Genomic DNA, 13504 nt, shown 5'->3' with positions numbered 1-13504 from the left:
AAATTAGTTGCCCAGTCATGCAACTTTGGCTAGTCTAGAAGAAAGTACGAATAATTTTTTACAAAATAATCGTATCAGGACTCGATAAGAATAAAAATGAGGTGACCATGAGCAGCGCCACTAAAAAACCTACAGAAGCAGAACTATCCCTATTAACTATCCTATGGGAAACCGGCCCGGCTACCGTGCGTCAGGTTCACCAGACATACAATGAAAACTTGCCAGGCGAGCAACATATCGGCTACACAACCGTATTGAAAATCCTGCAAATCATGCACGAGAAAAAGTTGGTACAGCGTGATGAGCGCCAACGCGCCCACATCTACGCACCTTCCGAGAGCGCCGTTCAGACCCAAAGCTCGTTGATTCGCGACCTGGTACAAAAAGCCTTCAATGGCTCTTTGTCGCAGCTGGTCATGCGCGCCATCGGAAACTCGACCAATGCGCAGGAAATCAGTGACATTCGTTCCATGTTGGACGAATTAGAGCAACAGCAGGAAACGGTACAATAGTTTTGTCTTCGGACTGGTTGCAGATTCTACAATATTTGTCCTATACCCTGGGGCATTTTCTCTGGCAGGGCGGTATCATTGCCCTGCTGTTGCGTGTGTGTCTGACGCTCATTGACAAGCGTCAGGCGCAACTGCGCTATGTTTGCAGTATTGTCGCCATGCTCACTTGCATCTTGGTGCCCATATACACCTTCTCGCAATTACTGTATCTGCAACCATCATCATCGGTGCAAGTCCTTAATTGGACAGAACCATTGCTACAATCCACGCAAAGCCTGCTATACACGGCCGGACTGGACGAGTCATTGCAACTGAGCCACCTGGTGGCAATCACCTGGTTTGTTACGGTCGCTATTTTATTATGCAAATTTGTCTTCGAATATCAGGCAACGCAGGCAACCCGACATTACCAGGTATTACCGGCGACAGCCTCAGTTCAGAACTTGTTCAGGCAATTACGCATTAAATTAGGATTGTCTGAAAATATCACTCTCCTACTCTCTTTTAATGTCAGCTCACCAATGACACTGGGGTTTTTCAAACCCGTCGTACTACTTCCCGCACAATTAGTCACTGGCCTGGATGAGGAGCAGTTAAAACTGGTGTTGCTGCATGAATTGATTCATATCAAACGCCATGATTACGCCGTTAATCTGTGTCAGGCGTTGGTTGAGCTAATGTTATTTTTCCACCCCGCCGTCCACTGGATAGGTCGACAAATTCGCCTGGAGCGCGAATGTGTCTGCGATCAGGGGGTGATTCAGGAATATGATAATAAGCTGACGTACGGCAGATTAATTGCCGACCTGGCTGAATATCACCGACACAATTCGGCATTAAGTATCGCCGCTAATGGTGGCGAGTTAACACAGCGGGTACAACGCCTGTTTAATAAGGATAACAAGCCACACAGTCATTTGCGGTTTGTGCCAGCGATGGTACTGGCCTTATGCAGCATCGGACTGGTCGTTGCTTACCCACCTGGCCACTGGTCGCTGCCACAACAACCAACCGCTGAGCAATCAGCGGTGCGCCCAACCCACTCGTCGACGCCAGGCCCGAATAGCATGGCGCATTGGTTATTAAACAATGACGGTACGCCTGCTAAAAATCCAACGTTCACGGTGATCAACAGCCAACCTGCGATTACCGCGCAACAGCCACCACTTGCCGCTGACGCCCATGTCGCTTTATGGCAGCAGGACGAAACACCAGAGCCTGTCATTGCCCAACACAGTCGACGCCAGCATCCGGGTGAGCATGTGGTCAGTAGCAATAGCGAAGACGATGGCAACATCACTGCGACTGCGGTAACAGTCGAAAGTCTGGCCCGGCAAACCAAAACCAATGTATCCGGCCTGCCGAGCCAGAATGTTTTGCCCGTTAACGAGCCCATTGCTATTAATGATAATCAGGATTTAACCACGACAACCAGAAATCAAATGACGGTATTTGCCAAAAAGGTGAAAAAGTCGATGGTCATGCCGGTTGTCGCACTGCAAGATGATCTTTCCGGTCAGGCGCAACTTTTCGACAGCCATCAATTGATAGCTCAGACTTATCCTAACCAGCAACAACAGGCGGAATGGATAGAAGCGGAAGTGTTAAAAAGTTATGCGCCAAGATATCCCAAGCTTGCGGCTCGACGTAAGTTGAGTAAAACGGTTCAGGTATCTTTTGTTATCGATGTCGAAGGAAAGGTAACCCAGCTTGATTTCAAAGAAGAACGCCAGGTTCGATATTTTAAAAATTCCGTCTCTGAGGCGATGAAAAAATGGCGCTTTAAACCAGCCACAGTTAATGGTGAGCCCGTAGAAAGTTCGATGACTAAGATCTTCGACTTTAACCTCGAAGGTTAATCCTGTTCAGCTTCGAGTTCCTGCAATAAATGCTGATAACGTCGTTGTTTTAGCTGTTGACGTTTTTTATACCATTGTCCGATTCCTACTGCGAGCAAGCAATAGATACTGTAACCGATGAATACCGGCCAGTAATTAACTCCGGGCGTTGGATACCACCATTTAATTAACATCAATGCCAGCGGCATCAGGACCATAAAGCCGTAGGTGACATTGACCGCCTGAATCGCCCCTTTGCTACGGTGGTTTAACAGCCGCAACAGATTGGCAGCATCTAGCTCACCACTCCCCCAGGTTGACGTACGCAGCCACAACATATATGCCGTTGCGATGTTGGCAGCCATGATAATTAAAACTCCTGCCGCAAAGCTATCCGGCCGTGATTTTTGGTCGATAATCAGACATCCCCAAATCACCAGGGCAAACCAGATAAGTAAATCAACCAGCATCAGGAATAACATTCGACGCTGTTGTTTTTTAGCCTGTTTGAGCAACCCCGACGCATCAAGACTAGCCGTGTGGGACTGCCAGATATTTTTTAATGAATCCATATCAAAATCCTTTGCCATCTACCCCATTAATTTGGGCTTACAGCGATTAATAATGACCCCAACATTGCTGGTGGTTAATCCACAAATGTCGGCAATCTGTTGATAATTCAGCCCTTCCAGAAACAAGCTGATAACCTGTTTTTGCTGCAAGGGTAGTTTTCGTATGCGAGACAGAAGTTGTTGATATTGTTGCTCACGGCCAACCTGCGCCTGTATATCGAGTGCAGTGTTATTTGTCTCAAGCTGTGCTAACTCTAGCGGGTCGACGACCTTTACGGCTTTTTGCACGTGAGAAATACAACGATTCTGAGCGATGCGGGCAAAATAGGTCTTCAGCGACGACTGGCCACTAAACCGGGGATAACTTTGCCAGATAGCCAATACCACCTCTTGCATCAGCTCCTGCTGAATTGCCGGGTTGTGTTCGTATGAGGCAACCAGTCGCTCCAACATTGGCAAATGCTCCTGCAGGTCTTTTTCCAGCTGGGAACTTGTCCGCCATTTTTTCCAAAATATCATGGCTGCTGAATTAATGATTCCTGAAATAACTGCCGTCGCACCAGCATTAAACAGCCGATGGTTAAAATCAAGCTGATAATCCTGAAAGACTTGTCGATACCTTTATAGTCACAGAGGATCTGGGTTTATTACAAAAAAATTTTTTGTTGGCGATTTGCGCGCGTAGCGGATGGTTAATCATAAACAGGTGACGCGTTAACTTGCGCCACCTGTTGTCAGGGAAAATTAGGCTTAACGGGAACGCCGTTTTGCCAGCATTTTCTTGAATTTCTGTTGTTGCGCCGGTTCGAGCAGATGATAGATGTCGTGCATGCTTTTAGCGTGAATCAGCGCGATTTGCTGGCGCTTATCCGCTCTGTCCTGGTGTAACGCAATGAACGCGTTTTGGTCAAACGTATCGGCAGTTATAATGGCCTGCATCTCTTCATGATGCTGCTGTTTATCATTCGTTAACGCATCCATTTCCTGTTTACTTGCCTCACGGATCGCTTTGATCTGTTGTTGCTGTTCATCAGTCAAATCCAAGGCCCGTACCAACTTATCGATACGCGTTGGGTGACTGCCACGTTCGCCCTGATGCCTGTGTTTATCATATGCCATGCTTGCAAAGGCAAGGCTTGCTAATAAAACCGCGATGATTGATGATTTAATGATTCCCGTTGCTTGCATATGCTGATCTCCTGTTGTTTCGGTTAGCACTGGGGATATCCTAGCTAACCTTAATGCAACGTTGTGCAAAGACAGTGTAAATTTGGCGTAAAGAGTTCCTTCGACCAATCAAAACAGGTTAGATTTAGCAAAGGCCTGTTGATCATTTCCGGCCGAATTTTATGCAACATCTGTTTATAAATCGGATAAGTAGAAAAGTTACAGACATAAAGTGACAGGTATTTCGCGTGCAACAAAAACCTATTTTATTAATCGACGATGATCAGTCCCTGACCGAATTACTGAGCGAGTTTTTAGCCGGTGAAGGTATTAACGTTGAAGTTTGCAATGATGGCCTGAGTGGCCTGCAACTAGCCAGAAGTCAAAATTATTCATTGATATTGCTCGATGTCATGATCCCTGGATTAACCGGTTTTGAAGTATTACAGGCCCTCGGTGGCGCTCACCATACGCCGATAATCATGTTAACCGCCAAGGGAGAAGAGGCAGACCGGGTGCTTGGCCTCACCCTAGGCGCGGATGATTACTTACCCAAACCATTTAATCCAGATGAATTATTAGCAAGGATCCAGGCAATTTTTCGCCGCATTGATATTATCGCCAGGCAAAGAGCCGAGCAGCCTATTAGCCTGAACCAGCTTATATTGACGCCAGCAAAGCGCACCGTGACATTTCAGGATCGCCACATTGACCTTACCGGCACTGAGTTTTCTATGTTACAGCTACTGATGCAGCGCGCTGATCAGGTCGTTAGCAAAGAAAGCCTGTCGATGAACATATTGAATAGACGATTGCAAAAATTCGATCGTGGTATCGACATGCATATCTCAAATATCCGCCGAAAACTGCAACATCAGGGTAAGCAGGATTGCATCGCTACGGTGCGCGGTGTTGGTTATATTTTTAACTCCACGGACACTGATTCATGACCTGGCTACCCAAGCGCTGGTATTCATCGCTGTTTATTAAAATATTTCTCGGCTTCTGGTTGGTAGCTTTGACTTCGATGTTGGTCACCCGTTGGCTCAGCATTCAGTTCGCCGCGCCGCCCGAGGCTGCGCCACTAAATTTCCAACAGCAAAAGCTGTTGCAGGATAGCGGCAGAAAAATTCAGCAATCCCTGGCGCGACTTTCTATTGATGCGCCTGTTAATCTCCAGCAATGGATGCAAAACAATCGTCGCCTGCCACCGAATACCTGGCTATATGAACGTTCAACGGCACGACTTTACAGTAACTCGCCTGCACCTAAACCGCATCTGAAAAAGCGCCTGCGACGATTAAATTTTCCGCAGCCGGTGGCCCAGGTATTGCCGGGCTACCTATTGCTCGGTCCACAAACGATTCAGGTTCAAGACCGGGAGTTACAACTCTATGTAGGCCGACCGGTGCCGCGCAGCCAGCAACAGGGCTTTTTCAAACGACTGCCGGACTGGGCACGATCCCTGTCCTTAATCGCAGTTTCGGCGCTGTTATGTGGGGCATTAACCTGGCTACTGATAAAGCCGCTTAAACGCCTGACCTTAGCCAGTCGTCAGTTTGGTCATGGTGAATTAAGCCTGCGGGTGCCTGAATTTGAGCAACGCCATGATGAATTGGGTGAACTGGGCCAGGCATTTAATCGCATGGCGGAGGAAATCAACCAGCACCTGACGACTCACAAACGCTTATTGGGTGATGTCTCCCACGAGCTACGATCGCCATTAACCCGACTGCAATTACTGATTACTTTAATGGAAAAACAAGCTACGAATACACCTCGATTGCAGGAGAATCTTCGCCGCTGTCGTAATGAAGTGGAGTTGTTAGACGATATGGTCGGCAAGGCACTGGCACTATCGAAGCTGGAAAATCAGATTCAGCCGCTAAACAGAGAATCGATAGACATGCGGGCCCTGTGTCAGCAAATTGTTGATGAATATGAGGTTATGGCAGGCAATAAAGATATTCAGATAACGATGACAACACCGGGTGCTGACGGCCATTTGAGCTATTGCGGCGACCTGCCATTGCTCTACAGTGCGATAAGCAACATCCTCGAAAATGCAATCAAGTACTCGCCCCGCACAGGAGTCATTAACGTCACTCTCGACTGCCTACCACAACACCTGGTCATTGGCATTTGTGACCAGGGTCCGGGGGTTGCAGAGTCGGATCTGGCCCGGATATTTACACCATTTTACCGCCAGGATAATTCCAGAAACCGAAACACTGGCGGTACTGGCCTTGGCTTAGCGATCGCCATGGATGCGATAAAACGGCATAATGGTGAAATCCGAGCCAGTAACGGCGATACCAACAGCGACAATCCTGGCCTTTCAGTGCGCATTGAATTGCCTTATGATAACCAGCAACATGTATAAAAACCTACTTCACCCTGTTTTATTGATTTTTAGCTTAATATCGGGAGCCTCCCAGGCAATGCAACAACCCTATTCCTGGTCAAAGGAAGCGCAACTGGCAACCAATATCGACCATATCAGCGAGCATTTTTCCCAGGGTATACAGGGAATCCTGCATCGCAGGCAGGCGCCAGACCTGCATTATTACCTGAACATCATTGATAAAAATAAGCCTTGTATCGTAATTTCGCCGGGTCGTGGGGAAGGATATCTGAAATATCAGGAGCTGGTATTCGACCTGACCAACAATGGTTTTAACGTGGCGATACTCGATCACCGCGGCCAGGGGCTGTCGGATCGAGAACAGCAACAGCGTCATCGCGGTTACGTGCTGTCATTTGATCATTATGTTGAGGACTTACATGAGTTTATCGAGAGTGAGGTCACCCGCCGCTGTGAAGGCTCGATATTTTTACTCGGGCACTCCATGGGGGGAACCATTGCCAGCCTGTACGTGCAGAAGTATCCGCAGCACATTCAGGCCCTGGCTCTTTCGGCACCCATGTTTGGTCTCGATACCGGCAGTCTGCCGCATTGGTTAGCAACATCGTTAGTCGCCACGGGTCATAACATTAACCAGCTATTCAGTGATCAGGCCTGGTATTTTTTCGGACATGGGCCATATAAAGAAAAACCCTTTGCAGATAATGACCTGACTCATTCGAGAATACGGTATCAGACTTTTCGTGATACCTGGGCTGAGCACCCTAAAGTCCAGCTAGGCGGCGTCACGTTCGCCTGGTTGAACGCCGCAATTGATGGCATGGAGAAAGTATTCAGGCAATTGCCATTGCAAAAAACGCCAACTCTGTTAATTCAGGCTGAGCAGGATACGGTAGTGGATAACCGGGCGCAAGATAGGTTTTGTCAGCAACACCTGCAATTAACCGGTCAAGGCTGTGAACCGCAACGGCCTCTGGTTATTGGTGAAGCACGGCACGAGATTCTGTTCGAATCCGATCCAGCGCGCGAGCAGGCGCTGACCGCCATCGTGAACTTTTTTAATGCCCATCTTTTGCAGACCCTGCGGCCACAGGGTCCTGGTGGATGATTACCTGACAGTCACTGAACTCTGCCTCCAGTGCCTGTTGCACCTGTTCACTAATCTGGTAGGCAGCAACCAATGACAGGTCCTGGTCTAACTCAAGATGAAACTGAATAAACCGATGCTGGCCAGCACGACGGGTTTTTAACTCATGGAAACCGATGACCTCTACAGGCGCGGTGATAATTTCTTCAATTCTTGCCAGCTCTTCCTGTGGCAACTGATGGTCCAGCAATTGTTGTATGCTCATGTATGCTAGGCGAGCAACACCAAAAATCAAATAGATGCCAATCGCCATGGCGAACAAACCATCAAAAAACTGCCAGTCCAGTTGATACAATAACAGCGCCGCAATTACCGCAAGATTTAACATTAAGTCTGACTTGTAGTGCAATTGATCGGCTTTGATCGCCAGGGAATCGGTGCGCTCGATAACAAATACCTGAAAGCGCACCAATGCCAGGGTCAGGACAATTGCCAGGACACTGACCCCTATTCCCCATACCGTGTGCTCAATGACAATCGGATTAAACATACGTTGCCAGCCGTGCACGATTAACAGGCTGGCCGAAGCACTGATAATGGTTGCCTGCAACAGGGCTGCCATATTTTCAGCTTTGCCATGCCCAAACCTGTGCCCCTGATCGGCTGGTCGCAAAGACCATCGAACAATCAATAAATTACTAACACTAGCCAACAAATCAAATAGCGAATCTAAGGTCGAACCTAACAGCGATGCAGATGGTGTAAACCACCATACTGTAAGTTTGGTTAGCATCATCACTACCACAATGCCAACCGCCAGGCTGGTCGCTAAAGTAACCAGTCTCGCGTATTGTTGACGTTGCTTGTTAATGTTCAATCTACTGTCGTACCCTGATTTTATATAAACTGCTGTAAAGTACCGGTACCGCTATCAGGGTCAGTAAGGTCGCAAACATCAAACCACCCATGATGGTAACCGACATATCCGCAAAGAACGGATCGAATAGCAGGGGAGCCATACCCAGGATGGTGGTGATGGCCGCGAGGGCCACTGGCCTTAATCGGCTGCTACTGGCAGCTACAATGGCAATGGCTTTATCTTTACCTTCTTTAATTTGCAAGTCAATTTCTTCAATTAAAACAATGGCATTTTTAATCAGCATACCAAACAAACTCAAAAAGCCGAGCAATGACATGAAACCAAACGGCATATCCGTTAATAACAGGCCACTAACCACGCCAACCACGGCCATAGGTACAACAAGCCAGATAATCAACGGCTGTCGAACTCTGGCAAACAGCAACACGGAAATTAACAACATCACAAAAAAGCCCATGGGTAATCCGGTACCCAGTGCCTGTTGTGCCTCCGCCGATGATTCATACTCGCCGCCCCACTCCCGCAGGTAACCGCTTGGTAGATCAATGGCTTCAACAGCCGTCTTTATTCGCGCCAGGGCCTGGGCGGCGGTTTCCCCGTCACCCGGATCTGCCATCACGGTAATGGTTCGCACCCGATCACGTCGGTGAATCAGTACGTCTTCACTTTCCAGGGTAATGCCCGTAGACAGCTGCTGAAACGGGATATATTTACGTTGCTCAGAACTCCACACCTGGATATTGCGCATATCCTCAATGTCACTGCCTGTTCCCTCATTCGATAACAGGCTCGCTTGATTGATTTTCGCGACAATGGGATAACTGTATTCGCCATCCTGTATCGTTCCCAATTGCAGGCCATTACTGGAGTACTGGATTGCATCGGAAAAATCGGCTCTGGAAACTCCGGCAACGCCAGCATTAAATTCATCGAAGTTACTGTTAATCGCCAGTCCCTTCTGGCGCCAGTCGTGGCGAATATCTTTAATCAGGCCATCATCACGCAGAATGCTTTCTGCCTGTTGCGCCAACTCTCGCAATACTTCAGCGTCGGGACCGGAAAAGCGAACGCCTAATTTTGCGCCTCCGCCAGGACCGAACTGCATCCGCTCCAGATAAAAATTTCCGTCAATATCTTCCGTTGCCAGTTGTTCCGGCAACGAAGCGATAAACGGCGCGATATCAACAACATCATGCATGCGCACCATCAGCAACCCATAACTTTCATTAGCCGCTTGCGGATTATAAGTCAGAGTGAATCGTTCGGCGCCACTGCCAATATAGCTGGTCACGGAATGAACCGCACCTTCGGCGATAAGCTTTTGTTCCACCTCGGTGATCACCTGCTCGGTGCGTCGAATATCCTGGCCCTGTCCCCCCCAATAGTGGACAAAGAAGATAGGCGCATTGGACGGCGGAAAAAAGCCTTGCTTTACCTTAGAAAAGTTTGCGTAGGCAATGACGGTTATCAGTACCAGCAGACCGACGGTCAGTGCCCGATGACGCAAGGTCAGTCCCAGCAGGCGCTGATATTGACGATAAATACCATTGCTCTGGTCCTGTTCAGGCAGATCCCTGCCAACCTGATAAAAATAGCTACCGAATAGCGGCGTCACAGTAACCGCCAACACCCAGCTTAACAATAGCGAAATAAGGATCACTGCAAACAGGGAAAACAGAAACTCGCCGGTCGCATCATCCGATAAGCCAATACCGGAGAAGGCTGCAATACCAATAATAGTGGCCCCCAACAAAGGCCACTGGGTACGTTTAACGATAAACGCTGCGGCATCTTCTGCTGACTTACCCTGGCGCATACGAAGCATCATGCCCTCAGCAACTACTATCGCATTATCGACCAGCATCCCCATGGCAATAACCATAGCACCGAGAGAGATTCGCTGCAGTTGCAAATCGAACAACCACATTAACAATACGGTACCCATTACGGTGATCAGCAATACGCTGCCGACCACCACACCAGAACGCCACCCCATAAAAAGACAAAGGGTTATCGATACGACCGTCACCGACAAGACAATATTGAGGATAAAACCATCAACTGCCTCATCGACAATCTGTGCCTGGTTGTATATCGGGCTGATTTCGATACCCAAAGGCAACGACTGCAATATTTCGCTAATTTTTGCATCGACATGGCTGCCCACTTCAACAATGTTAATGTCATTTAATGCCGACACTGCCAGGGTGATAGCCTGCTCACCGTTATGGTGGATAATGCTTGGCTGAATATCGGTTGGCTCGACGCTCAGGCGGGCTATATCCCGCACCTTGATCGATTTATTAGAGCCTGGCAACACCAGGGTAAGGTTATTAATTTCATCGAGTTGGTTTCTCGATTCCTCGACCAGAATACGTACCTGCTTACCTTCCACCAACATCCGACCGCCGTGAAACGGGCGAAAGTTATCGCTAAACAAGCGCACCACATCGGGAAACGAAATCCCTAAACCGGCAAGCTGATAGGGGTCGATGTTAGCAACAATCTGTTCCTGCATTACACCATTTACGTTAACCCGGGCCACGCCCTCTGTGGTTAGTAACTCGCGTCGGATAATCCTGGCGAACTCGCGCACCTCACGGGCACTGAAATCCGGAGCCGTCAATGCGTAATACAAACCTGAGACATCACCAAAGTCATCGATTACCTGCGGCTTACCGGCCCCTTTAGGTAAGTGAGTAGCGGCATCACCGACCCGCTTGCGCAATTCATCCCAAATCTGTGGCAGGGTATCGGCATCGAAATGACGTTTGATTTCAACCGTAATTTCCGACACACCTGGTTTGGAAATGGATGTCAGGCGCCGCAGCTGAGGCATCTGCTGAATAGCAATTTCCAATTGTTCGGTTAACTCCTGTTCAACCTGAACGGCACTGGCACCATTAAACTGAGTAACCACTTTTGCCACTTTAATGGTAAATGCCGGATCTTCGAGGCGGCCAATCTTACTCAACGCCAGGGTTCCTCCGAGCAGGAAAATAAGGATCAGCAGCCAGATATTGACCGGGGTTTTGATGGCATATTTGGCAATATTCATAGTCACGGTGCCTTATATGGAATCACTTGCTGGTTTTCGCCCAGTTTATTCACACCGGCGCGAACAACGTGGTCGGCCTGGGTAAGGCTGGAATCAATAATGACCCTATTCCCGATGATTTTTAAGACCTCAACCGCGACTTTTTCAACGCTCTGTTGCGAGTCGCGAAAACGCCAGACAAAGAAGCCCTTATCTTTATCACCAACCAGGGCGTTTAGCGGTACGACGAGTCCCTGCAACGGCTGCTTATTTTGTAGCCGCAGTGCGACCCGGGCCCGGGCGCCTGGAGTAAAAATCTGTTTATCAACCGGCTCCATAGCAAATACCACCTGATAAGTCTGGGTAATCGGGTCTGGTTGAGTACGATGCTCAACATATTCAATCGCAAAACTCGGTGAATTGGGGGACAACAAGGTCGCTGTTGCCGAAATTAATTCATTACTGGCGTTAGCGGAAAGAATGCGTTCGGGAACATTAAACGTAAAGTAAATCCGCGACAGGTCCTGCAGCCGGGCAATGGGTTTACCGGACTGTACATAGCTATTGTTATCGACCAGGCGTTCGGATACCTGAGCATCGAATGGAGCCCTAAGCTCGGTGTAACTTAAATCCTGAAGGGCATTGTTAAGGTCAATCTGCGCCAACTCCATTTGTGTCTGGGCGCTGTCAAACATACTCTGTGAGGCAAGTCCCTTGTCGAACATGGTTTTAATTCGATTCAAATCCTTTTGCGCAATATCGAGCCTGACCTGCTGCTCTTCGACCCGGCGTTCAAATGGAGCCCGGTCAATACTGGCCAGTAAATAGCCCTTCTTCACTTTCTTGCCCTGTACCAGATCCAATTGATTCAAACGACCTGAGACCTCGAAGCTTAGCTCAATCGTTTTCACCGCAGATACGGTCGCCGGAAAGGTATAATGATTTTGATCGGGAACCGCTTTTACTTTAGCCAACTGCACCACCACTGGTTTGCTGACGACCTTTTCAGTTGCCGGTTCCGGTGAACAGGCGATAACCCCGGTCAACATCACCAACCATACAATTTTTTTCAACATATACACTCCATAATCTCGACCAGGACGCCGCTGGTGCCCATAACCGTGCAGAATCAGCATCTACATTATAACTGCCGCACTGGCACCGTTATTGCCGACGACTCGGGTCGCCTGAATTTAGCGGCAACCAATCAAACTTATCTGGGATAAAAACAGGAGCGAGAGGTTAACACATTTACATTTTTTGTTAACAAGTAATTTTGGTTTTTGATATTTTACTGGGTTATAAGCCGCAGATGTTCTAAGATAGCTGCAGCTAAAAATACCGAGATACTTATTTCAGCCACTTAAATCACAATGTCAAACCAATCTAATGATCGTAAGCAACAGATTTTGGATGCAGCCCGAAAATGTTTTCTTCAGTTCGGTTATAACACCACCAGCATTTCCATGATCAGTCGCTATGCCGATACCTCTCGTGTGACTATTCATAAATTATTCAGTGGTAAAGAAGATATTTTTCGCCAGGTCGTAGATCAGCATTTTAAGCGAACTCAGCAACAGGTAAAAAATTACCGGTTGCAGGTCAGTGACATTTGGCAAGTCGTGGAAAATATTGTAATGGCCCTGGGGCAACCGGTTTTTCACGACATTAAAGACAAAGAAGTGCATCAGGATCTGGTGAAGTCCTGCATGCAGCATACCCAGGACTTAAGTCAGGCGCAGCGACAGTTTATCCGGGAAAACTTGTGTAGCCTGTTCGAACATGCCAGAGATAACCAGCAGATCAGTCTCAAGCGCATTGATATGGATTGTCTGGGATTGGCGCAGAGTATCGAAACCAATGTCTATGGCCTGCTGCATAGCAATATCGATCTGGAAGCACACCATGCTTTGCAACAAACCTTAAAAATCTATCGCGCCGCCACCCAGCCATAACAGTGGCCATTTCGCAAAAAATAGGAGCGATAATACCTATTTCATTAATATAGAATGACTATATCAATAAAATCTATGTTGTAAATGAACC

General features: G+C 48.0%; 12 protein-coding genes. 6 read left to right on the top strand and 6 right to left on the bottom strand.

Features of this window, described 5'->3' with window-relative positions; translation table 11 throughout:
* Positions 1 to 107: 107 nt before the first annotated feature.
* Positions 108 to 512, top strand: coding sequence for a BlaI/MecI/CopY family transcriptional regulator (locus E8M12_RS03670; protein WP_246034002.1), 405 nt, complete (start codon positions 108 to 110; stop codon positions 510 to 512).
* Between the two features lie 2 nt (positions 513 to 514).
* Entirely contained in the window at positions 515 to 2371 is a 1857-nt protein-coding gene (locus E8M12_RS03665) for a M56 family metallopeptidase (protein ID WP_136734729.1), read from the top strand.
* On the opposite strand, the gene E8M12_RS03660 is transcribed toward E8M12_RS03665, so the two are convergent.
* From E8M12_RS03660 to E8M12_RS03650, 3 genes are all read right to left on the bottom strand, one after another.
* On the bottom strand, positions 2368 to 2922 hold the full coding sequence (locus E8M12_RS03660; protein WP_136734728.1) for a hypothetical protein: 555 nt from the start codon (positions 2920 to 2922) through the stop codon (positions 2368 to 2370). The genes E8M12_RS03665 and E8M12_RS03660 overlap by 4 nt on opposite strands.
* 18 nt (positions 2923 to 2940) lie before the next feature.
* Positions 2941 to 3441, bottom strand: coding sequence for an RNA polymerase sigma factor (locus E8M12_RS03655; RefSeq protein WP_136734727.1), 501 nt, complete (start codon positions 3439 to 3441; stop codon positions 2941 to 2943).
* A gap of 231 nt (positions 3442 to 3672) precedes the next feature.
* Positions 3673 to 4110, bottom strand: coding sequence for a Spy/CpxP family protein refolding chaperone (locus E8M12_RS03650; protein WP_136734726.1), 438 nt, complete (start codon positions 4108 to 4110; stop codon positions 3673 to 3675).
* 227 nt (positions 4111 to 4337) lie between these two features.
* Between E8M12_RS03650 and E8M12_RS03645 the strand changes: the two genes are divergently transcribed.
* Genes E8M12_RS03645 through E8M12_RS03635 form a run of 3 tightly spaced genes read left to right on the top strand, consistent with a single transcriptional unit; the run spans position 4338 to position 7562 of the window.
* Positions 4338 to 5039 carry a response regulator transcription factor gene (locus tag E8M12_RS03645; RefSeq protein ID WP_136734725.1) on the top strand — a complete coding sequence of 234 codons (702 nt, stop codon included), beginning with the start codon at positions 4338 to 4340 and terminating at the stop codon, positions 5037 to 5039.
* Positions 5036 to 6472, top strand: a complete 1437-nt coding sequence (locus E8M12_RS03640; protein ID WP_136734724.1) for an ATP-binding protein — start codon at positions 5036 to 5038, stop codon at positions 6470 to 6472. Before E8M12_RS03645 ends, E8M12_RS03640 begins: the two co-directional genes overlap by 4 nt.
* Positions 6473 to 6530: 58 nt before the next feature.
* Positions 6531 to 7562 carry an alpha/beta fold hydrolase gene (locus tag E8M12_RS03635; protein WP_169303025.1) on the top strand — a complete coding sequence of 344 codons (1032 nt, stop codon included), beginning with the start codon at positions 6531 to 6533 and terminating at the stop codon, positions 7560 to 7562.
* On the opposite strand, the gene E8M12_RS03630 is transcribed toward E8M12_RS03635, so the two are convergent.
* From E8M12_RS03630 to E8M12_RS03620, 3 genes are read right to left on the bottom strand one after another with little or no spacing between them, the layout of a single operon-like run.
* On the bottom strand, positions 7513 to 8418 hold the full coding sequence (locus E8M12_RS03630; protein ID WP_211244975.1) for a cation diffusion facilitator family transporter: 906 nt from the start codon (positions 8416 to 8418) through the stop codon (positions 7513 to 7515). The two genes, E8M12_RS03635 and E8M12_RS03630, sit on opposite strands and share 50 nt — an antisense overlap.
* Before the next feature lies 1 nt (position 8419).
* Positions 8420 to 11479: an efflux RND transporter permease subunit gene (locus E8M12_RS03625; protein ID WP_136734722.1), complete on the bottom strand. Its 3060-nt coding sequence runs from the start codon at positions 11477 to 11479 to the stop codon at positions 8420 to 8422.
* 2 nt (positions 11480 to 11481) lie between these two features.
* Positions 11482 to 12534, bottom strand: coding sequence for an efflux RND transporter periplasmic adaptor subunit (locus E8M12_RS03620; protein WP_136734721.1), 1053 nt, complete (start codon positions 12532 to 12534; stop codon positions 11482 to 11484).
* Between the two features lie 297 nt (positions 12535 to 12831).
* Here E8M12_RS03620 and E8M12_RS03615 point away from each other — a divergent pair, with 297 nt between their 5' ends.
* Complete coding sequence (locus E8M12_RS03615; protein WP_136734720.1) at positions 12832 to 13413, top strand: TetR/AcrR family transcriptional regulator; 582 nt, start codon at positions 12832 to 12834, stop codon at positions 13411 to 13413.
* Positions 13414 to 13504 lie beyond the last annotated feature (91 nt).

It is taken from the genome of Thalassotalea mangrovi, assembly GCF_005116735.1.
In the GTDB taxonomy this organism is placed as follows: domain Bacteria; phylum Pseudomonadota; class Gammaproteobacteria; order Enterobacterales; family Alteromonadaceae; genus Thalassotalea_A; species Thalassotalea_A mangrovi.
Note: the sequence above shows the minus strand (reverse complement) of the source record. Positions and strands in the feature narration are given on the sequence as shown.